The organism is Sphingomonas glacialis (assembly GCF_006439055.1).
Classification (GTDB): domain Bacteria; phylum Pseudomonadota; class Alphaproteobacteria; order Sphingomonadales; family Sphingomonadaceae; genus Sphingomonas; species Sphingomonas glacialis_A.
The window spans coordinates 116,300-137,261 of record NZ_RCZC01000010.1; the positions used below are offsets into that span (position 1 = coordinate 116,300).

The following is a 20,962-nucleotide window of genomic DNA, read 5'->3' on the forward strand; positions in this document are numbered from 1 at the left end:
CGACGGTCACCGGCGCACCGGCCCGGCGGTCGCCGGCACGTTCTGGAAGCGGCGTTTGGCTGGATGGATAACGTCGTGCCCGGCGTCGGACGTCGAGCGGCGAATGCCGCGATCGGCCCAGTTGCGCAGATCGTCGAGCGTATAGACGATGCGGCCGCCGAGCTTGTGATAGACCGGGCCCGTCCCGTAGCTGCGATGCTTTTCGAGCGTCCGGGCCGATAGACCGAGGATCAGCGCGGCATCCGGGGTGCGAAGATAGCGTTCGGGCGGCTGGGTGCGTGCAGGCATGGTCGTCTCCGGGCGGACGATCGGCGGCTTTCGCCAGCTCTGTCCGGTTGCCGGTCGTTCTGGCGGACATTCGGCGAGGGGAAGGAGCGGCCAAAACGCACCCCCATGAAAATGTCGCAGCCGGGGCACTCACCGCCCGGACAGGAGAGCTCGGTAGCCGCCTTGCATCAGACCGCGGGCGTCGGCGATCATGCGCTGCGTGCGTCGCCGTTCGCTCGATGCCGTCCAGGCGAGAGCTGGAATATCGGCAAGCCAGGGATAAAGCAGCGTGGTCGCGACCTCGCGCGTCGAGGCGCCAGCGAGACGCGCGTCCAGAATGTCGAGCAGCAGCACGAGCCGACGATGCTGAAGGCGGGTCGGGCTGAGCGCGGCCGTGCCGAACAGACGCGGCACGCCCGCTATCAGGCAGCGCGCGGCGTCCGCCGCCGCGACGCGCACCGGGTGACGCGTCGGCGCCAGCAGGATCACCAGCGCCGCGCCCGGCTCGGTGCCGAGCAGCCAGAGGCGGTTGCGGCAGGACGGCGTGTCGATCACGAGATGGCGGCCGCCAGCGTCGGTTGCGTCAGCGATCGGCGCTATGGCGGGCGGTAACGGCGCCGCCGCGGCGAAGCCGGGCGGCGCGGAGATGAGCGTGACGACGCTCGCCGCGGTGTCGGCGCGCCATAGCGCCGGCGCGGCGCGCGGCGGGCGATCGGGATCGAAAGAGACAGGCCAGCCCCCACTGCCGGGCCAGCCCTCCCGTGTCGGAGCTGACGTGGGGCCGACCGCGCGCGCGCCGTGCGGCGTCCCAGGCCGTACGATAGGCCGGATCGCGTCGCAGGAACTCTTGCGCGAAATCCGCCAGATCATGACTGGCGTAGCGGTCAGGCCGGCTCGGGCGTGATGGCGGCACAGTCGCGATGATCGGGCTCCCGGCCCACTCGGCCTGGCGTCAGGCTGACCGGGTGCCCGAACGGGCAGAAGACCCGGATTCGGCATGACCATGGCCCGTTCGGGCGGGAGCCGGCGGCAACGCCGCCGCCTGAATTCGGGGTATTGAAGAGCTGCGCGTCCTCCCACCCTTCGAAAATCGCGGAGCGTATCCCGCGCGGCTGTACGTTGCGCTGCGGGTCGCTCTCCCCGCGTACGACCAACCAATGGCGCGTCCTTGCGTACAATCGGATCTGCACGCTTCCGCAAATACGCCTTTGTCCCATTGCGGAAATCCGTATCTGCGATCTTCCGCAGATGCGAAAAATGGCGCCCCGCCCGGTTTGGGCGGGGCGCCGTGTCGGCTCAGTCGTTGGTGACGCGACGCCCCCGCGACCAGATCAGCGTGTAGCCCTCGCCGTCCGCGTCATCGAAAAGATTGGCGAAGATGGGAGCGGTGAAGCTCGGATCGTCGAGCTTGACCGAGAGATAATCGCGCTGTTCGGCGGAGCGCTTGGCCCAGGCGGCCCCGATCTCGGCGCGGCCGACGTAGATGCGGTGGCTGGGGGCAGCGTCGTTGCTGCGGCTTTCCTCCGGCACGATCCGGACGCCCTTGGTCTGGACGCTGAGGGTAACGATCTGGCCCTGAAATTCCGAGCCGACTTTCTTGAAGCTGCCGATGTTCGCCATGATGCTAGTCCTTCGTTTGTCGGGGCCGCCCAATGCGGTCTCGATGGCGTCGAGGAGCCGGAGGCGAGCGTCGCCGCAGCTCTGCCCGCAGCACAGCGAAGGACCGCGCGACCGCCGCTTTCTTGTCTCGCGAGGAATGGGCTTTAGCCCAGGGGAAGAAAGGGGCGGGCGCGCGGTTGCGGCTCAGGCGCTCGAGGCGCAGCCGTCCTCCGGCTAGACAGCCATCAACGAGACCTCAGGCGGCCTCGATCCCCAGAAAGACGGCGCGTTGTGCGACAGCAGATCCGAGAAGGGCCTCGCGGACTGGGGCGACATCACCCTGCCGGCCAGCCGGCGCCCCGAGCGTGACGGACCCGCACCATCCGCTCTCCTCCCACCCTCCCCCTCGGGCGGCGCGTGGCGCGGACCGCCTGCTCCGAGCCGATACCCGACAGCGATCAGTCTCGAAGCGGGCGGCCTCCAGGTTCGGCGAACTTTCGCCACGCGATCGATCCTGCGACGAGGGCCGACCCCGCTGCCGCGACGCACCTGGGCGCGCTGCCGACGACTGGCGCGGACAGGCCCCAGACCATATGGAAGGCGATCACCGCGACCGGGCCTGCGAACGCGATCAGGATCAGCCCCCGCGCCAGCGGGGTCGAGCTGCGCTCGATTGCGACGCGACCGAGCGCGGTCACCGCGAGCGCGACGCCGCCACCGCCAAGGAGCGCTTGCACAAATGAGCCGTCCGCGCCGCGGACGACGAAGAACGCCGCCAGCCCGGCCAGGAGCGGCAGCGCGTTGAGGGTGACGGTGAACATCAGCCGCATCATATAGAATGCGACGATCATCAGGATCGGTACAGCCAAGAACACGAGCGTCCTCCTTACGACCAAGGTCGTCGAACGCGCTCTCCACCGCCACCACAGCGCCAATGTTTTCCTTCTCTACAACATCTTGGCCGCTCGCAAAAGACCCGCCGATCTTGCGACACGGAACGCTGCAGATACGGACCTACTGATTTCCGGATCGCCGCGCCGCGTGCCGCAGGCGCGCGGCGCGGCCGGATTTCGGCACCAAGAGACGGCGGGCGGACCCGCCGTCTCGCATGGGTTCAGGCCGCAACCGCCTGCGGCTGTTCGTCGTTGTCGGGTTCGGCACCGCTCGCTTCGTCCTCCGGCGCGACGGGACCGGGTTCGAGCGCATCCAATGCCGCGATGACCTTGGCATGGGCCGCGACCGTGCCGACGCCACCGCGCGCGGTATAGGCGGACGGCGGGAAGGTCATCCAGCGCGGCACCCAATGCTCGCGTTTCGCGCGACCGTCGACGCCGCCGAGATGGTCGGCGATGATGCGCCGCAGCGTCTTGCCCTTTTCACCCGCGTTGGCATCGGCAACCATCGGCCCCGCGACTTCGGCGACCATGCCGAGCAGCACGTCCCGATCGCGGATCAGGTCGAGCAACGCCGCATCGGCCTGCCAATAGTGCTCCATCCGCACGCCCAGATGCAGGCCGACCGCTTCGACCGCCGCGCTGCCCGCCGCAAGGCTCTCGCCCATGACGATCGCAACCACATCGAGCACCGCCGTGTCGGGCAGGTCGAGCAGGCGGAGGAACAGACCTGCCGGGCCGGACGGATCGCCATAACCTCCCACCACATGCGGCTCCTCGGGCGAGAAGCCGAGAAGACCGAGGACGGGACGCCGCCGTGCGTCGAAATCGGCTTCCCCGCGGGCATTCTCGACGCTCTCCGTCACGGCATCGTTGCGCGCGAGCTGCGGCTCGGGCCGCACCGCCCACAGAGGCGAGCCAGTGATCGCATGTGCGACCATCAACCGCAGCGCGACGCCGGGCGTGTCGGTCAGCGCGGCGCGCACGGCGGCGTGCCGGTGGAGATCGACATAGGTCTGCAAGGTGCTGGTCATTTCCGAACGCGCGGGCTTGGGCGCGACAGCCGCCCCCTCCCCCTTGGCGATCCGTGCGGCATCCTTGCGGCTGATATAGCCTTCGTGAAACACGACCTCGCCGGTGGAACGGACATCGACATATATGCGTCCGCCTTTGCGCTTGCCCGCCTTCTCATAGTCCCAAGAGGCGAACTGCTCGGACGGCGGCACGATCACGACATCGCGCCAGCCTGCGTCGCAATAGACGGCACGGCGCGTCTCGATCTCGGCATTCTGCGCGCTCCAGAACGCCTCGCTGTCGGCGAAATAGCGCTCCTCGCCGAACAGGTCGGTGACGATCGCATGCGGGTAGGCCTCGACGTCGAACAAGGCGCGGGAGACGGCGATCGAAGTCCCACCGAACAGCCAGGCCTTCAACTGGTGGCCGACAGGCGCGCGGGCGTCGGGATCGTCGAGCAAGGCCAGCCATGCCTTTTGCTGGCTTTTGCTGGCAAGCGTCAGATGGCGGACGGTGCCGCGATCGATCTTCTCGGCCGCGTACAGGCTGCGGATGCGCGGCAAGAGGTTGCCGAGCGCCAGCACGCGCTTGATCGTCAGATCGGGCAGGCCGAAGGTCGTGCCGATCTCGTCGATCGTGCGACCCTCGCGAACCAGCCGCGTGAAGGTTGCCCACCGGGTCACCTCGTCGGCGTCGAGCCGCGCCATGTTCTCGATCAGCGACGCTTCGATGGCGGCGGCGTCGTCGCCGTTATCGAGGATAGCGCACGGCAGGGGCTCGGCCTCGCCGCGCTCTTCCGCAACGATCTGCGCCGCATGGAAGCGGCGGCTTCCAGCGACGATCTCGAACGCGTCGGGCGCTCCGTTGGGTCGGACCAGCAGCGTCTGGAGCACGCCCCGGCTGCGCACGGTCGGCAGGATGTCGGACACGTCCGGGGCTTTCTTCGCGTAGCGCATGTTGGTCCTGCTGACGGACAGCTTGTCGAGCGCAATAAAATCGAGTTTCATCGGTCTACTCCTTGTGAGTGCCGGTCCCGTCCTTGTTGATCGCTGGGGTAGCGGGACCGGTTTGGATTGCGGCGAAAACGCGCCGCGCGTCAGCCGTCCGTGAAATCGGACGAAAGCTCGGGGTCGGGCGCGGGGTTCTCGCGCCTCAGGATGGCTTCGGCCCTCAGGATCGAACCCGTCACGCTTGCGGCATGCGCCCAGCGCGACAGCGGAAAATCACTGGCGAAACCGATATCCCGCTCGATGGCGAGGCCGAAGGGCAGGCGGACGCGCGCCAATTCGGACAGGCTGAAATAGCCAAGCTCGGGACAGCCGAAGCCGAGATCGGCAAGGCCAAACAGCACGTCGCCGTCGTCGTCCAGCTCGGTTGCCAGCCATGTGGCGGGACCAACGGGATTGAACAGTTTGAGGACGGGCGCGGGATCGTATCCGGGCAAGCGCGCGCTCGTCGCATTGGCGCGCAGCGCCGCGCGCAGCGCAGGGGTCAGCAGCCCCATGGCTGGGGTCCTTTGCTATGGGAGGAAGGCGCGGCGCTCACGCCGCCTCGTAAAGCGCGACGCCCGGCGCAGCGGCTTCGTGATGACGCGCGAGCAGCCACTCGGCGGCCTTGCTCGCGGCACTGGCAGCACGAAAGATCGCGCGCGCATCGCCGCGCAGCACGTCCAGCCACGAGGCGAGATAATCGGCGTGCCGCACGGTCGGCACGATGCCGAGCGCCGCGCAGAGGAAAGCGGAGCCGAGTTCGGCGACCAATTCCTCGCGGGCATAGCCTTCCGATCCGAAGGCATTGGCCAGATCGCGGGCGAGCCGCGTCTTGTGCCCGGTCGCGTGCGTCAGTTCGTGCAAGGCCGTGCGATAGTAATTGATCGGCTCGAAAAACGCGGACTGCGGCGGCACCACGACAAGGTCGGGACCGGGCGCGTAGAAGGCGCGCGACCCACCGATCTGAAAAGCGATACCGCTGGCAGCGATGACCTCCTCGGCAAGCGGCACAGCGCAATCGTCGGGGAGAGGCGCGGGATCGGCCGCCAGCCCCTCGCGCAGGCCTTCGCATTGCGCCACGTTGAAGACGGTAAAGCGCTTGAGGAAAGCGACCTGCCGGGGCTGACGGGTTTCGCTACCCCGCAGCGAACCCTGACCGCCATCCCCCTCGCCGGTCTCCGCCGCGCGCGCCTTTTCGCTCTCGGGCGTGAAGCGATCGGCATAGACCACGGTAGTCCCGCGCTCGCCCTTGCGAACGCACCCGCCCGCTTCGAGCGCCTGCCGGAAGGTCAGCCAGCTCTGCGAGGGATAACCCCGCTCGATGACGGTCGCCCACAGGATCAGAACATTGATGCCGGAATAGGCCCTGCCCGTCAGTGCATTGCGCGGCATACCGGGCGCGACCGCGCCGCCGACCTTCCACGGCTGGACCCAAGGAAAACGGCCTGCCTCCAGTTCCGCGACGATCCGGCTAGTGACCTCTCGATAGAGGTCCCCGCGTGGACTGACCGGCTCGGGCGAAGCGACCGCCCCCTGCCCCTTGCTATTTCCCGACCGCCGACCCTTGGCACGCGCTGTGTTGCTCGACCGCATGGCTCACCTCCAACACCGCCCAAAACCACCATGGCCACCCCCGGAAAGCGGGGGGTGGGCGGCGAGAGCGACTGGAGAGGCCCGCTTGAGCGGCGGCTGCACCCGTGAGGGGCGAAACGATAGTGGAGCAGTCCGGCAACGCCGGACTTGCGGCCGCCGCGGGCGGGCCTAGCAGGGAGCGCCGACCATCCCCCGCTTGCTGGGAGTGGCCACACAAAGACGCCGTCGCGCGAGCGCGGCGCCCATATCTCGGACGGCAGTGCCGGCCGGCCCAGCGATCGTTACCGCATGGCCGAGACCCGTTAGGGGCTCCGGGGGTGCGCTTTGGCGCAGCCTAGAGCGCGGTCGCGCGTCAGCGCGCAGGGCCCTCGTACCGTTTCCGCCAACGGGCTTTCTTCGCTTTCAAAACGACTTGATCGCCTGACCCACACGTCATGAGCTTCGCCCATTTAGATTTTGAGGTAATCTCGGCACGGCCCCACGCGACCCGGTGCGGAAGCGTGGGTAGAAATTAACCCGCGCCGAAGATAGGAACGCCACAATTGCCGATGCCTGGAGAGTGATATTGTCCGACGAGAATGCAATCAACGCGGTTGAACTGGCCACAGACCTCACGATCGCCTGGCTGTCCAATCAGAACAATCGACTGTCGCCTGAAGACGTGCCGGCATTTCTGCGGACGATGCACGCAACACTCACCGAACTGGCGACCGGCGCGACAGGTCCTGACACTGCCTCCGATCAAGCAGCAGCGGACCCGCAGTACACGCCCGCTGTCACCGCGCGCCGCTCGCTGTCGTCGAAGGATCACATCCTTTCGATGATCGACGGCAAGCCGTACAAGACGCTCCGCCGACACCTTTCGACGCACGGCATGACGCCGGAGGAATACCGTCAGCGCTACAATCTCAAGGCTGACTATCCGATGGTCGCCGAGAATTACTCGGCCGCGCGTCGCGATATGGCGCTGAAGATTGGCCTGGGCGCGAAAGGTCGGCAGGCCAAAGCGACCGTCGCCCCCGCGCCCGCCGAAAAGGCGCCGGCAAAGCGCGGACGCAAGCCAGCGCAGCCGGCCTGACGAGAAGCGCGCGGCGCAGCCTCGTCGGGTGCCCCGCGCCGTCGGCCATAGAAGCCTTCTCCGGCAACCATGCCATACCGGAGGCCGTTACTGTTTCACCCAAACTCGGTCGCCTACGGCACCATCAAAGCGTGCCGACTTTCATTGGTCAGGTCGGGTTTTAGCTTGCATCTCCCACTGTCGGCACTCCCAAGGCTGAGCTGCTGCCGGTCCCATGGACACCAAGTTAGGCTACTTGAGCTTGCTTCACGAAGTCCATGGGGCTGAGATAGCCCAAGGTCGAGTGCCTGCGTGTGGGATTGTAGAAGCGTTCGATGTAATCGAACACGTCCTGCCTTGCCTGATTGCGCGTGCGGTAGGTTTTGCGTGCTAGGCGCGTCGCCGCCGACCAGCCCTTCCGTTGTAACGTCGGCATTGCATTGGGCTCCCGGGAACGCAAGCTGCTCCAGGACCTTCAGATTGACCACGAAGTCTCCCAGATTCAGGCGCGGCTTTCGGTCGGAACAGGCATGGTGAAGCTTGCCCGGCTTGGCGACCTTAGTTTTGCTGGAAACTTGGCCGGGGGGCCGGGGAGGGTTCGGTGAGACAGGTTGGCGTCTTAGCGACGACGGTTGAGGCTGCATTTATGGGAAGCCCATATATCGAGCGCGAGGAAAGCGCGTCTCATCACCTCCTGTCATCACCTCCTGAAGGTCTGGAGCCGGCCGCCTACGCCGGATTCGGCACGGGCCGTGCCCGCGCTGCAACGCGCCTCGAGATGCTTGAACCACGCTCGGCGGGATTGCCGTCGCGTCTACCGCGATCGTGAAGTACGAAGCCGGCACCGCACCTAAAACGGCGGTGCTCCCGGGATGGCCGACCCAGCGACCTTTACAGATCGCACCTCCATTTAGCCCGCCACATCGCCAAGCCGACGAAGGCAAACTTGCGAGGGAGCGTCCACACCAGATCAACAAATAAAACAGCGAAATTATTTTTGTAAGGTGAATTTCGAACTGCAACTTGTAGGGTGCCGTCAGTCGCGCCAGAAGAGACGCTAAGGTGCGATCAGAGTGTATGCGCCGGCAAAGCGAGGATAGTCTGGACGATCACGACGTCGTGCGCGGGGCGGCAATTCCAGGTTATGATGGCCTTTATGCCATCGGTATCGCCGATATCCGTATCACCATTTATTCTCAGCAGGTCCGCGCCTTTCAGCTAGTTCACTCCCTTCTCGAACTGGGCAAGCTAAAAGACGGACAGCACGTGGCGATCATCGGCGGTGGGGTCGCTGGCGTCGCCGCGGCCGCAGCTATTTTGGTTTCGACTGAGACCATCTGCGTCACGCTTTTCGAAGCAGAAACAGAATTGTTTTATGTGCAGCGAGAATGCAGCGTCAGATACGTCCACCCCCATCTTTACGAATGGCCAAGAGCCAACTCGATCAATCCAACCTCCGATCTCCCTATTCTCAGCTGGGAAGCAGGTTCGGCCGCAGACGTGGTCGAACGCATCGCGGGCAAATTTGCTCAGATACAAAGCCTGTTTGCCGCCCGCCTCACGACCATCACGGGCGCGCGCGTTTCGGAGATAGAAGCGACGATGGACCTGGGAAATCCCGCGTTTCAGCTATCGACAGTCACGGTGGACAACAGCAATCCCGGTTCCATGGCCCATGTCGTGATCATTGCCGGTGGCTTCGGACCGGAGCGTGGTCCAATGCCCGATCATGCGACCAGCTATTGGGACGACACCAGCCTGCCCCGCACGAACAAAACCTTCCGGCAGGGCTCGGCCGTCTTTTTGAGCGGAAACGGTGATGGCGGGCTTATCGATGCGGTTGCGGCGGTCCTGAAGGGCTCGCCGCATGCTGCACTCATCGAGCTTGTGACGACATTCCCCGGTTTCGACGCTGTCCACGCGCGGCTGATCGCCATCGATGAGGCGGCCAAAGCATCCGAGGCGGTTGGCACGCCCTACGTGATCGAGGATATTTATGGAGCCGAAATTGTCCCCGTCGCTGAGAAGATCGGCCTGATCCGCAACATTGCTGAACGTTTGAGGCCTGGTATGACGCTCTATCTGCATACGCAGTACGACGCGCTGTTCGATACCAAATCGGCGATCCTCAATCGCGTTCTGCTGCGTCTCGTCATGGCGGCGGCAAAGGGATCCCAAACGCGCATCGAACATCTCAAGGGTGGAAACGTTGAGCAGCTGGATGTTTGCCCGGACTCGGTGACCGGCTTCGAGCGCGACGCGCGGCTTTTCGTCCGCGCCGGAACTTACGAAGTTGGCGTCGACCGTATCATCATCCGGCACGGGCCCGACAAGGATCAGCCTTATCGAGGGTTCCCAGCAATCATCTCAAGCTATCGAACTTTTCGCGAAGCACTTGCGGTCGACGACGTGGTGCGGGCCACGCCCGAGTTGAGTCTTGGGGCGCGGCGAAGGCTCGAAGATGCAGCGCACAGCCACGATCTTGCGCTCGACAACCGGCGCATCGCCCGGTTGCTGCAAGATGCACCGCTGGAAATCACCATTGCTTTTGAGGCGGGCCTGGCACTTTGGACCTCGACGCTCTCACCAGCCGAACTTGCAGCCAACTGGCGCAGCGCAAAAGGTGTCAAGCTCACCTTGCGAGCGTCTCCAGATGAGCTGGGGCCGCTGGCGATCACGCTCATTCGGATGGCGATCCACAACCCCTCGGTCGTCCTTTGCACCGAGCGACACGACTGGCAAAAAAAGATCCGTGACGTCATTGCGACCCTCGGCAGCGCAGGTGGGCTTTACGAGCCAGTGCTCTACCCGCCGATCTCCATATCTCCCGCCCCCACCCTATCTCTGAGCGTCACGCAGGCCAGCCTAGCACTCGACAACGGGCTCGACGCTGATCTGCTTCACTTGCTCAACGAGAAGATTGAGGCGTTTTGCGCGCACGGCGTTGCCTCCAACGTATCGGTCGCCTGGGTCGTCGACGCCGGATTGCGGCTCGCGATGTCCGATCATTGGGTAGTCTGGAAACACAAGCTTGATCACGATGCGCCCCTACTCCGACGGTTCGTCCGGCTTCTCGCCAGTCCTGAGGATCTGTCCGTCGAGTCTGAGACCGCGCTGGTCGCCGCCGGGCCCTCTCGCATCAATAATTTGGTGAGGGCGTCCCTCCTGGCGCTGGCTGCTGCCGCCGGCTGGCAGGGCGGCGACCTGAGGGCCGCGGTCCCCGGCCATTTGGAGCGACCTGCACACGGCGAAGCAACCAAACCCCGCGCGTTCCACGCCTGCGGTGCCGACCGCATCGGCGGGGGGGCGCTGCGCACACAGGTAGCCAGCTTCCCATGGGTTTCGTATTACGTGTTGCTCTCCGAGCTGAACCGCTCCGTCGTCGTCGACATCAAGAGCCATAATAACCTGGCCACGATCGACGATAAGCTGACCCCGCGGTTGGATGAAGCGAACTTCGGGAATAGCCTGATCATTCCCGCGGACATCGCACTTGAGGATGCTCTGGAGGGCGGCGTGGCAGCCCTACAGAAGCATCTTGATGTCCTCGAGAACAGTCATATCGGCCGCTGGCGCGCCGCTATATCTTCGGGGGATGGGCAGTGAGCACGGATCTCGAACTTTTCTGTTCGCTGTTTGCTGGACGTGCCCGCGCCGTCGGCCTCGCTTATGAGGCTCTTAGCGCGATCACAGGCAACAGTTTCGGAACTGGGGATGCGGCGGCTACGCGCCTCGGACCCGACCAGCTTCCTGATCTCGTTCACGGTTGTCTCGTCGGCCGACATCCACTGATCCTAGGGATTTTGCCGAAGATCGCGAACGCCGAATCCGTCTTTGCCAGTGTCCGCCGATACCGCAACCAATGCGTCGTGGCGCGCTCGAACCTCACGGCCGACCAAGCGCTCGACCTCAATCTTTTCCTGTTGGGCCCTCCGGGCAGCGACAACGACGAACAATGGAAGGCGCTCGGCGCAACCATCGAACGGGACGATCGGGTCGCCCGCAAGCAGGTCTGGCTTCGTCCATTGCAGGCGGACGAGAACGAAGAAAGTTTTCGGCTGTTTTGTGAGCGGACCTTTATGGCGCGTCCGTGGCTCAAAGGGCATTCAATCGAAGCTCAACTTGCGCTTGATCCAATAGAGGAGCTCTTCACTGACGAGGGCGCCCCAGTTGGTGTCGGTCGCGACTGGTTTGGTCTTGCAGACGGGGAAATGGAACCCGGACCGGATCTCGTTGAGGCCCTAATCACCCGATATCGAGACGGTGCATGAACAATTATCTCCGCCAAATCACCCTCTCCGATTTCAGAACTTTCGGGACGTTCAAAGTTGACTTGGTGCCGGCACCCGGCCTTACGATCGTGACCGGCACGAACGGGCTCGGCAAAAGCTCGTTTTTTGACGCGATCGAGTGGTGCCTTACCGGTGCAATTCGCCGATTTACGCCGGAGATCATCAAGAAGACGCCCGAGTCCGACTATTTGACGCGCGACGGAGCTGAAGCCGACAGCCATGCTGTTGAACTTCTCTTTCAAGCCGGCCAACAGATTGTCAGGGGACGGGGTGACGTGCCCGACCCTGCCTATGTGATCGAGGCGCTCAGGGCAGACAGTTGGAAGCAACCTGTCGCCAGCGTTTCGACCTATCTCGCCCTCACCCATTTTCTTGGCCAGACTGCCGGCCGGCGGTTCACGGCCCTGCCTGGGCCTGAGCAATGGCAGGCGCTAAAAAGCCCCAGCGGCGTTGATCGCTATGAAGTGCTCCGGAACCGCTTGGGCGGTCGGGCCACGACGGCTGCGTTCAACAAACGGGTCGAGGAGGCGCGGCAAAGCGTCGCCATTGCAGAGGAGCAGCTGGCACGTTGGGACCTGAGCCTGGATCGCCTTCGGCGACTTGAGGAAAGCGCCGCAGGCCAAGGCGCCCTTTCGCCCGAACAGGTCTTTTTCGAGGTTCAAGCTCTGGCCGAACGCTTTTCGCTCGTGGCAGCGACGCCGGTGACGATGATCGGAACGGATCCAACCGATGGCACGCGGAGCGTAAGGGCTGCTTTCGACGAGGAAGCCCGTCTCGTAACGCTGCGCCTTGCGGTACTGGAGCAACCAGAGATTGCGAGTATCGTCACGACTCTTGCTACCGAGCAGGCCAGGATCGCAGACTTGAGAGCAGACGCCGATTCATTCGCGGCGCGGCTGTCGAACGTCACGGGCCTAGTGGAAGAGGCATTTCGAAAGCGGCACGCGGCGGAAGCAGAATCCAGGCGCGCGGCGGCGGTGGTTCAGCCGCTCAAGGATCGGCTGGCAGCCGTCGATGCGTCTCTCGAAGACCTCGACCGAGTTGTCGCGACCAAAGCGGTGCTTGCTACGCAGCAAGCAGAGGCCGAGATCCTCGCCGCGGTGATTGAGGCTACGAAGGGGCGCATCCGCGGATGGGAAGATCAGACCCTTGAGCTCTCCCAACGACGTGCAGCGCGAATCGACTGGGATGCCCAGGTATCGCGTCTTACCAACGATCTGCAGGCTGCTCGAGAGCTCAGCGGCCTCGAACAAGCGGCCATCGAAGCCGATGCCGCCGTGGCATTGGATGTCGACAATCCCGACGATGTTGACGCCCCCTCCGACGAGATAAGGCAGCGGCTCGTGGAACGGGTCGGCATCGAGCAACAAAAGGTCGACGATGGCCGGCTGAAGTCAACGGCACTCGCGGCGGCGCTCTCTCGGATCGCGGCGCACCTGGATGAGCACAGCACCGAATGTCCGGTGTGCGCGAGCAGCTTCCCGCCTGGCGCGTTACAGGTGCTCGCAAATGCAGCGGCCTCTGGCGACGACCAGAATCTGCGCTTGGCGGAGGCAAGCCTTGCGGAAGCCCGCAAGGCTTTGAGCGATCATGAGCGCCGCGTTGAGGCCTACGCATCGCGCGTCCAACGCCGAGCAACCGCATTTGCAAAAGCGACCCTGGCCCGTCGTCATCTCGCAGAGCAAATCTCGATCATCGCAACCAGGCTGTCCGCAGAGCCGGAATGGGATGTCGCGCGTCTGGCTACCCTTGCGTTGGATCGCCTGAACGCTTTCGAGCGGACCGCCGATCCGGACCTACCGGCGCTGGCGGAGCTCACCGACCGCCAGCGTGCCGCGGCGGAGGATCTGGCAACGCAACGGCTCGAGCTGCGTGAGGCAACGCTGCGATCGGAAGAGTCCTTGCGACAGCGAGATGAGATGACGGCTAGGCTTTCCGGAATCGAAACCCGCCTCTCGACCCGGCTGCCAGGTTTTGACCCAGCAGGCCTCGCGGAACATCGCTTGGACCTCGTCACCTCGATCGCTACGGCGTCGAGCGCTGAGTCCGAAGCCGCAGCCGCCTTTGCGCGCGAAACAGAAGCGCACCGCCTCCTCGCTGATGAACGGGTCAGCCTTCAGGGCGAAATCGGCCGTGTAGAAGGCGAGATCTCCGGTGGTGAGGCACGGCGCCAGTCTGCAGTGGATCGGTGGCGCAATGTCGGACTTGCTGGTGAGCCAGACAGCGCGCGTCTCGAACTCGAACTCCAGCGTACCCGCGAGAGACGAGATACGATCAGCGAGTTTATCTCCGAGCTTGATGCGCTTGCGGTTGCGCAGGCGCGTCATTCGAGCCAGCTGGAAGTCGCGCGGGTTCGCACGGAACTGGAGGCCGAGTGCCGCCCACTAGAGGTCTCGATCGTCGATGCTCGGTCCACCTACGCGGTGCGCATCGAGGCGGCACGGACCGCGGAGAAGCATATCATCGGGGCAGCAGCGATGGCCAAGCGGATCGCAGCCAGCCTGCAGTCCGAAGCCTCAAGCTACAGCTCAAACGTTCTGGCGCCGCTCAACGAGCTGATCCACGCGTTCAAAGACGCGCTTGCGCCGGGTGCTTGTGGCGCCGTCACGTTCGAAACCAAATATCGGGCCGATCGTACCGATCTTTCGATGAAGCTGGTTGATGGGCGCGCTGGAGAGGAATTTGAACGGCGAGACGTCAATCCACAGCTGCGGCTGAGCGAAGGGCAATTGGCGGCAAATGCGCTGAGCATCCTGTGCAGCGCCAGTACTTCTTACCGATGGTCAAATTGGCGAGCATTGCTCCTGGACGATCCCCTGCAACACAATGACGTGATCCACGCTGCGGCCTTTGTCGATCTTGTCCGTAATCTGGCACAAATAGAGCAGTATCAACTCTTTATGTCGACGCACGACCTGGGAGAGGCGGAATTTGTCCGACGCAAAATGAGCGCGGAGGGTTTGCCGTGTACCACGATAAACCTGCATGCAACGTCTGCCGCCGGCGTATCCTTCGGCGTAGATCGCAACCGACGCGCACAAGAAATGCTCGCTGACCCTGAAAGGATGGCGGGCTGATTGACGACGCACAGGCTCTTTGCCTGGAAGCGCACGAAGCAGAGGGGCAAACGGCTGCCATTAGCCAAGCGTGAATCATGTCTGGTTCTCGACTGAGTCGAGATCGGCGCAACTCCGGTTAAACCTCCTCCTTGGATGACGGGCGTGCGACGGATGAAGGTAGTCGGCAACGGATGCTGGCCCATCCATGCTCCACTGCTAGGCTCCGCGCATGTCCAGAGGCACCACCCCACCGGTCGAGAACGCCGTCCGCCACACAGCGATCATCCGCGAGCCTGTTGACATGTTCAGCAAGCTTGCTTGGGATGCCGATGTATTCCGGGAAATCCAGATCGACTATCCGGATGAGCCGGAGCCTCTCGCCTTCGCGGCGATCAATGTCTGCATTTCGGCGTGGAGCCTGCGGAACTGGACCGAAAGCGTCTTTGCTAAGCAACAGCGGGCAGCCGGTCGCGACTACGACAATAAGGCGTTCCGGGATACGATTCTAGCGGCGATACCCGAGCAGGCCGCATGTGATTCAATCGCTAACACCGCGAAGCACGCGACCCTCGGTGAAGGGGCCTGGCCGGGAGGAAGGGTCGACCTTGAGTGGCAAGAAGGTGACGAGGATGCGCCACCGGGATATGTCCTTCTCCACCGAACTCGAAATTGCGAACTCGGGTTCGCTGTGAACCGTTTTGCTTCGCTTTGCGATCACTGGTGGGCGTTCCTGAGGCAGCTTGGGATGACGGTCGGCCACGAACGCCTTCCGGACTGGCAGCAACGCAAACTCAATCGGATTTTCGGTCGGCACAGCTCTAATGACACGGTTGAACCGGACCAGAAGATGTAACTGCCGCAGTGTTTCAAGGCACTTTCAGAGGCGTGGACGGCCACTTTAGGCTGCTCGCGCCGCACCGCAAAGTCGGCGGTTGCTATCAAAAGGCTGGCAAGCGGTCACGTCGAGCACCCAACGCCATCGCCGATTTGCGCGCCATCGAATATCCAGACGGTCCTGCATCTCGATCAGCTTTAGAACGTAAGCGCGGCATGAAGACCGCGGAACGCCACAAAGCGACTACCTCTGTCATCGCCAATCGCCAATCACTTATGGAGGTTTCCGGTCAGCAGGCTGCCGTCTTGACCACCGTGGCGGCTATGGAATCATGATCTAATCGCTCTCGACCGTCACCTCGCTACGTCCTCGCGCGACCGGCGTGACGACGATCTTGACCGGAATCCGCTCTTTGACCTCTTCGATGTGGCTGATCACACCGACCCGCCGACCGCCGGCGTGGAGCCCTTCGAGCATCGAGATGGCCTGGCCGAGACTGGCGCTGTCCAGGGCACCGAACCCCTCGTCGATGAAGAGGCTCTCGATCGACAGCCCCTGCCCTGTCGACATCTCGGACAGACCGAGCGCCAGCGCGAGACTGACCAGGAAGCGCTCGCCGCCCGAGAGATTGTGCAGGCCACGCAGCTCGCCGCCAAGATCGTTATCGACCACCTGGATCAGCATCTCGCCGTCCTGTCGACGCTCCAGCGAATATCTCGGCTTCAGCTCGGTCAGCCGCGCATTGGCGTGGAAGATCAGCCGATCGAGCGTCAGGCCTTGCGCGAAACGGCGGAACTTGCGCCCGTCCCTATCACCGATCAGATCGTCGAGACGGAACCAGATCTGGGCCGCCTCGCGTGCGTCTTCGAGCGCACGCCGGATCGTCGCGGCCTGCGCACGCGCCCGGTCGTCCTGCCGGATCACGGCTTCGGCCTCGGCCGCCACCTCGCTTGCGGCGGATTCGAACGACGTCGCGTCGGCCAGCGCCTGCGGCAGCTCCTCGCTCGCCGTCTGCGGCGCGTCGCCGGCCCGATGGGCCGCGACGTCCTCGGCTCTGGTAACCACCGCGGACACGGCGCTCGTCACGCGCTCGTCGAGTTCCGATAGGGCACTCGCCTCGGCATCTCGCGCGCCTTCCGGCGCAAGCGTCTCGGCTTCGACCTCCGCTGCATCGAGCCCGAGCTGCGCGAGGCGCGCGGCGAGCGCACTCCCCTGCCGCTCGACCGCCGCCACGGACGCCTGCATCTGCCGGGTACACGCCTCTACCTGCGCGGTGACGGTCACGAGCGCGCGCTGCGCCGTCTCGGCCTCGGCGCGGACACGATCGGCGACGGCATCGGCCGTCGACACCGCGCTTTCGAAACGCGCCGAAGCCACATCGCTCGGCTCACCCACCAGCAGCTTCGCACGCTCGACAACGAGCGCCCCGTGATGCGCCTCCGCCCGGTCGGCGGCGCGCTTCGCCTGCTCGGCGGCGTCCGCGGCGCGGACCTTCCCGATCTCGGCAGCCTGCACCTGTTGCAGCAGCCCCGGCAGAGCCGCATCGGCCTCCTCGAGCGCCAGACGGCGGCTCGACCATTCGTCCAGGAGCTCGTCGAGCCGGGCGATCGGGTCGCGCGCGCCACGCCATTCGAAGAGCGGCGCGAGATGCTGATCGAGCGCCGTCGAGATGCGGGCCAGCTCGCGCTGCAGAGCCTCCGCGCGCGTCTCGAACCCCTGGAGGGTTGTCACCGCCAGCCGCGACGCTTCAGCGCTGCGCGTTGCCTCCGCGGCCGCCGTCTCCTGCAGGCGACGTGTCCGATCCGCATCTTCCCGGGCCGTCTCGATCGCGGCGAGCGCACTCGCGAGCGTCCGCCGCTCTTCGTCGATCGCGTGCAGCTGCGCCTCTATGTCGGCACGCGCTGCCGCTGCGTCCGGCACAGCGAAGCCGGCTTTCGCCGCGGCGGCATCCAACGCAACGACGGCGTCGGCATGTACCCTTCGCGACGCCGTGGCAGCCGAAGCGGCGACACCGGCGTCCACCGCCAGCTGTTCCAAGCGGGCGGCAGCCGTCACGACCCTTTCCGCCTCGACAGCGGCGTCGCGTTCTGCAGCGGACATAGCGCGCCGAGCATCGTCCCGTGCCCGCGTATCGATCGCGACGCGGTCGTCGATCAGCCCGAGAAGCGCCTCCACCGCGTGCGCGGTACCGCCACAAACCGGACACGGCTCACCGGGAATGAGCGCGGATCGCAGCTTCGCCGCGGCAGTGTCGGCCGTCGCCTCGGAGAGGCTCGCCGCCCGCTCCGCCGCCTCACAACGCTCGCGTAGTGCGGGCAGGTCGGCCGCCAGCCGGTTGGCTCGCTCTCGCGCCAGATTGCCTGCGGTCCGAATTTGCTCGGTCTCCAAGGCATTGCGCGCGATCGCTTCCTCGGCGCGGGTGAGTGCCGCCGCAGCGGCATTGACCGCGGTCAGACACGGAACGACTGCCGCCAGGGCATCTCGCCTGCCTGTCAGACCGTCCAGAAGTCCCTCGGCAGGCGCGGCTTGCTGCGCCGTCGTGACCTTCGCATCCGCCGCGGCGTGCCGCTCAACGGCCAGCGCGAGATCGCCGTCCGCCTTCGTGCTCGCGCCCTGCGCGTCGGCGGCGACACGTCCGGCCTCCGCTTGCTGCCGTTCGATGACCGTGCGTTGGATCTCGCATTCCGCAAAGGCGGTCAGGTCGACGACGATATCTTGCCGGCGCGCCGCGGCCGGTCCGCGTACGGTCGCCTCGTCGAGCCAGGCCGCCGCCTCTGCTCGTTCCCGGAGGCGTGCCGCGTGATCGGCGATCGCCGCTGCATGCGTCGTCGCGGCGGTCCCGGCCGTCGACCACAGGCGGTCGCGTTCGTCTCGCAACGGCGTGAGCGCACGGTCCGCTTCGGCGATCTGGTGGTCGAGCGCGCGCGCAGCCTCGAGTGTCGGGCGTGCCGCCTCGAGCGCGCCGCGCGCGGTTGCCGCCGTTTCACGCGCCGAACGGTCGCGCTCGAGAGCGGCACCGGCCAGATCTTCGGCCTGGGTCTTAAGTCCGGTGAGCTGGACGAGCTCGGCCCCGAGCAGCCGATCGCGATCGCGAACCTCGGCGTCGGCGCGCCACTGTGGGATCATGCTCGCAGCCGTGCGCCGACGCTGCAGCGCGTCGCGCCTGCCGGCGGCGTCCGCCTTTGCCTGCCGGGCCGTGGCGAGGACCGCTTCCGCTTCAATGACCCGACCCGCGAGCAGCCCCAGCTGCGCGTACCAGTCGCGATCGCGCTCGAGCGCGGTCAGCGCGCCCTTCGCCGCCTGCTGTGCCGCCCGCACCTCGAGCAGCCGCGCCTCCGCTACGGCGCGCGCCTCGTCCGAAAGGCTGCCCTGGGCGTCGAGCCGCTGCTGGATCACCGCGATCTCGTCCCGCAGCGCACCGGCCTTGGCGCCCGCGGCGATGCCGAGCCGACTGTAGATTTCGGTACCGGTGAGCTGTTCGAGCAGCTCCGCGCGCTCGTCGGCTTCCGCCTTTATGAACGCCTCGAAGTCGCCCTGTGCCAGCATGACCGCCCGGCCGAACTGCTCGGCGGTAAGACCGACGCGGAGCGCGATCTCGGTGAGCGTGTCGGTGCGCGTGCCGCCGATCCGCTCGCCGGTGTCGATCGAAACGAGCGTCTGCTCGACCAGCTTCAGTGTACCGGTACGCGCGCGCGATACACTCCACCGCGCCCGATAGCGCACCTTGTCGCGGGCGACGAAGTCGATCTCCGCGAAACCCTCGGTCGTACCCTGCCGCAACAGGCCGCGCGGGTCGGTCGCCGACAAGGCGTCCGTTTCGCTCCCAACCCTGCCGCGTTTGGGGGCGGCGCTGAGACGGGGCACCCGATTATAGAGCGCGAGGCACATCGCATCGAGCAGCGTCGACTTGCCCGCGCCCGTCGGGCCGGTGATCGCGAAGATGCCGGCATCGGCGAGAGGCGCCGCTTCGAAATCGATCGCAAAGTCGCCGGCGAGGCTCGCGAGATTGCGCCCGCGAATGGCCAAAACCCTCACGCCGCGGTCTCCGTCTCGATCAGCAATTGTGCAAAAGCGCGCGCGAGCGCCTCTTCGGGCGGTCCGCCGTGCCGACGGGCGTGCAGCTCGGCGAAGACCGCCTCGGGCTGCAGCACGGCAAGCGCCTCCTCCCGAGCGGCGATGCTCCCGTCGCCCGCACCTTCCGGTCGAACCTGTCGGACACGGGTAAGGCGCACGGGCCTTCCCTCCAGCGCCGCCGAAACCCGCGCCCAGAGACCCGGCTCGGGGCGGGTGACCGCCACGGCCACTTCGAGAAACGGAAAGCTACCGGGGGTCGCCGGCTGGCCGAAATCATAAGCCGCGAGAAGCGCCTCGACCTCCTCGATCGGCAACGCGTCCTCGTCCGGCAGCGCAAGGAAGGGCGCATGGCGTGGCACGCGCAATTCCTCGACCTTCACAGGGCCTCCGCCGGAGGGAAGATCGACCAGCGAGACGGAATGACGATAGCGCCGCTCGCTCGCCGACATCGGAAAGGGCGAGCCGGCGTACCGGATCGTCGTCGTGCCGCCGACGTCCTGCGGCCGATGGAGATGGCCGAGCGCGACATAGGCGGCCCGGCCGTCGAACAGGCTCGCCGCTTCTGCCTCTTCTCCGCCTACGACGACACGCCGCTCGCTGTCGGTCGAGACGTCTCCGCCCGCGATATGCAGGTGCCCCGTCACCACGATCGGCAGACCTTCGCAACGCGCGTGCGCCGCCTCGATTACCTCCGCGTAGAGCGAGGCCAGATCCCCTGCGCCGAGATCACCCGGACGGCAAAACGGGATCGCCGCCACCCAGGCCATAGTCTCCCCGCCCTCTCCAGGCAGAGGCACGAGCAGCCGGTCGAAATCCAGGGCGCCCTCGCAGCGCGGCAGATTTCCGATGAGATGCACTCGCCCCTTGCCGAGCAGCGCGCCCGGCAAATTGATGCGATGCGCGGAATCGTGATTGCCCCCCAAGACGACGATGTGGAGGTTCGGGCAGCGTGCGGTCGCCTCCCGAAGGAAGCCGTAGAACCGCTGCGTCGCCGTCACTGCGGGATTGGCGACATCGTAGACGTCGCCCGTCATCAACAGGGAATCGACGCCGTGTTCCGCGAGCGCATCGAGCAGCCAACTCAGGAACGCATCGTGCTCCTCCTCTCGATGATGACCATGAAGCTCGTGGCCGAGGTGCCAGTCGGAAGTGTGGAGAAAGCGGAAAGGTCTAGGCATGGAATACTCTTACCCTACCGCTTCAACAGGCGTCTAATCCGATTCACTAGTCGTCTGAACCAGCTCCTGCGGACGACCGAGAAATGTGGCGAACCGCCCAATATCACGGATT

The 20,962-nt window shown here is 65.3% G+C and carries 16 protein-coding genes and 1 pseudogene; 6 read left to right on the forward strand and 11 right to left on the reverse strand.

Features of this window, described 5'->3' with window-relative positions:
* Nucleotides 1–6: 6 nt before the first annotated feature.
* The 8 genes from EAH76_RS21965 to EAH76_RS22000 all read right to left on the reverse strand — a co-directional run bounded on the left by EAH76_RS21965 (nucleotide 7) and on the right by EAH76_RS22000 (nucleotide 6,355).
* Nucleotides 7–288 (reverse strand): helix-turn-helix transcriptional regulator, encoded by a 282-nt coding sequence (locus EAH76_RS21965; RefSeq protein ID WP_140852399.1) that lies wholly within the window; start codon nucleotides 286–288, stop codon nucleotides 7–9.
* Between the two features lie 129 nt (nucleotides 289–417).
* Nucleotides 418–822 carry a DUF2285 domain-containing protein gene (locus EAH76_RS24905; RefSeq protein WP_431358010.1) on the reverse strand — a complete coding sequence of 135 codons (405 nt, stop codon included), beginning with the start codon at nucleotides 820–822 and terminating at the stop codon, nucleotides 418–420.
* A 28-nt stretch (nucleotides 823–850) separates the two neighbouring features.
* On the reverse strand, nucleotides 851–1,180 hold the full coding sequence (locus EAH76_RS24910; protein ID WP_431358011.1) for a transcriptional regulator domain-containing protein: 330 nt from the start codon (nucleotides 1,178–1,180) through the stop codon (nucleotides 851–853).
* Between the two features lie 383 nt (nucleotides 1,181–1,563).
* Nucleotides 1,564–1,887, reverse strand: a complete 324-nt coding sequence (locus EAH76_RS21980) for a DUF736 domain-containing protein (RefSeq protein WP_140852401.1) — start codon at nucleotides 1,885–1,887, stop codon at nucleotides 1,564–1,566.
* A gap of 437 nt (nucleotides 1,888–2,324) precedes the next feature.
* Nucleotides 2,325–2,741, reverse strand: a complete 417-nt coding sequence (locus tag EAH76_RS21985) for a hypothetical protein (protein ID WP_140852402.1) — start codon at nucleotides 2,739–2,741, stop codon at nucleotides 2,325–2,327.
* Nucleotides 2,742–2,980: 239 nt separating this feature from the next.
* On the reverse strand, nucleotides 2,981–4,780 hold the full coding sequence (locus EAH76_RS21990; RefSeq protein ID WP_140852403.1) for a ParB/RepB/Spo0J family partition protein: 1,800 nt from the start codon (nucleotides 4,778–4,780) through the stop codon (nucleotides 2,981–2,983).
* 89 nt (nucleotides 4,781–4,869) lie between these two features.
* The gene (locus EAH76_RS21995; protein WP_140852404.1) at nucleotides 4,870–5,277 is read right to left on the reverse strand and encodes a DUF2958 domain-containing protein; all 408 of its coding nucleotides are present in this window, start codon (nucleotides 5,275–5,277) and stop codon (nucleotides 4,870–4,872) included.
* A 37-nt stretch (nucleotides 5,278–5,314) separates the two neighbouring features.
* Nucleotides 5,315–6,355: an ArdC family protein gene (locus tag EAH76_RS22000; RefSeq protein WP_161989123.1), complete on the reverse strand. Its 1,041-nt coding sequence runs from the start codon at nucleotides 6,353–6,355 to the stop codon at nucleotides 5,315–5,317.
* Nucleotides 6,356–6,920: 565 nt separating this feature from the next.
* Between EAH76_RS22000 and EAH76_RS22005 the strand changes: the two genes are divergently transcribed.
* Complete coding sequence (locus EAH76_RS22005) at nucleotides 6,921–7,433, forward strand: MucR family transcriptional regulator (protein ID WP_140852405.1); 513 nt, start codon at nucleotides 6,921–6,923, stop codon at nucleotides 7,431–7,433.
* A gap of 226 nt (nucleotides 7,434–7,659) precedes the next feature.
* Here EAH76_RS22005 and EAH76_RS22010 read toward each other — a convergent pair.
* Nucleotides 7,660–7,809 (reverse strand): annotated as a pseudogene (locus EAH76_RS22010) (IS3 family transposase); the annotation flags it as partial.
* A 680-nt stretch (nucleotides 7,810–8,489) separates the two neighbouring features.
* On the opposite strand from EAH76_RS22010, the gene EAH76_RS22015 reads away from it, so the two are divergent.
* The 5 genes from EAH76_RS22015 to EAH76_RS22035 all read left to right on the forward strand — a co-directional run bounded on the left by EAH76_RS22015 (nucleotide 8,490) and on the right by EAH76_RS22035 (nucleotide 15,933).
* Nucleotides 8,490–11,018 (forward strand): ABC-three component system protein, encoded by a 2,529-nt coding sequence (locus tag EAH76_RS22015; RefSeq protein WP_140852406.1) that lies wholly within the window; start codon nucleotides 8,490–8,492, stop codon nucleotides 11,016–11,018.
* Entirely contained in the window at nucleotides 11,015–11,683 is a 669-nt protein-coding gene (locus EAH76_RS22020) for an ABC-three component system middle component 1 (RefSeq protein ID WP_140852407.1), read from the forward strand. Before EAH76_RS22015 ends, EAH76_RS22020 begins: the two co-directional genes overlap by 4 nt.
* Nucleotides 11,680–14,781: an AAA family ATPase gene (locus EAH76_RS22025; RefSeq protein ID WP_140852408.1), complete on the forward strand. Its 3,102-nt coding sequence runs from the start codon at nucleotides 11,680–11,682 to the stop codon at nucleotides 14,779–14,781. Before EAH76_RS22020 ends, EAH76_RS22025 begins: the two co-directional genes overlap by 4 nt.
* A 283-nt stretch (nucleotides 14,782–15,064) precedes the next feature.
* A complete protein-coding gene (locus EAH76_RS22030) occupies nucleotides 15,065–15,616 on the forward strand; it encodes a hypothetical protein (protein ID WP_161989124.1) in 552 nt (183 codons plus the stop codon).
* Nucleotides 15,617–15,648: 32 nt separating this feature from the next.
* Nucleotides 15,649–15,933, forward strand: coding sequence for a hypothetical protein (locus EAH76_RS22035; protein ID WP_140852410.1), 285 nt, complete (start codon nucleotides 15,649–15,651; stop codon nucleotides 15,931–15,933).
* Between the two features lies 1 nt (nucleotide 15,934).
* Here EAH76_RS22035 and EAH76_RS22040 read toward each other — a convergent pair whose 3' ends face one another.
* Nucleotides 15,935–19,633, reverse strand: a complete 3,699-nt coding sequence (locus tag EAH76_RS22040; RefSeq protein ID WP_140852411.1) for an AAA family ATPase — start codon at nucleotides 19,631–19,633, stop codon at nucleotides 15,935–15,937.
* Nucleotides 19,630–20,850, reverse strand: coding sequence for an exonuclease SbcCD subunit D C-terminal domain-containing protein (locus EAH76_RS22045; protein WP_140852412.1), 1,221 nt, complete (start codon nucleotides 20,848–20,850; stop codon nucleotides 19,630–19,632). The genes EAH76_RS22040 and EAH76_RS22045 overlap by 4 nt, the downstream gene beginning before the upstream one ends.
* Nucleotides 20,851–20,962: the final 112 nt, after the last annotated feature.

Bases quoted from the DNA above. Each gene is read 5' to 3' on its own strand.
- EAH76_RS21990 (WP_140852403.1), bottom strand. From the start codon at position 4,780: ATGAAACTCGATTTTATTGCGCTCGACAAGCTGTCCGTCAGCAGGACC.
- EAH76_RS21965 (WP_140852399.1), bottom strand. From the start codon at position 288: ATGCCTGCACGCACCCAGCCGCCCGAACGCTATCTTCGCACCCCGGAT.
- EAH76_RS22015 (WP_140852406.1), top strand. From the start codon at position 8,490: ATGCGCCGGCAAAGCGAGGATAGTCTGGACGATCACGACGTCGTGCGC.
- EAH76_RS22025 (WP_140852408.1), top strand. From the start codon at position 11,680: ATGAACAATTATCTCCGCCAAATCACCCTCTCCGATTTCAGAACTTTC.
- EAH76_RS21980 (WP_140852401.1), bottom strand. From the start codon at position 1,887: ATGGCGAACATCGGCAGCTTCAAGAAAGTCGGCTCGGAATTTCAGGGC.
- EAH76_RS22045 (WP_140852412.1), bottom strand. From the start codon at position 20,850: ATGCCTAGACCTTTCCGCTTTCTCCACACTTCCGACTGGCACCTCGGC.
- EAH76_RS22030 (WP_161989124.1), top strand. From the start codon at position 15,065: ATGTTCAGCAAGCTTGCTTGGGATGCCGATGTATTCCGGGAAATCCAG.
- EAH76_RS21995 (WP_140852404.1), bottom strand. From the start codon at position 5,277: ATGGGGCTGCTGACCCCTGCGCTGCGCGCGGCGCTGCGCGCCAATGCG.
- EAH76_RS22000 (WP_161989123.1), bottom strand. From the start codon at position 6,355: ATGCGGTCGAGCAACACAGCGCGTGCCAAGGGTCGGCGGTCGGGAAAT.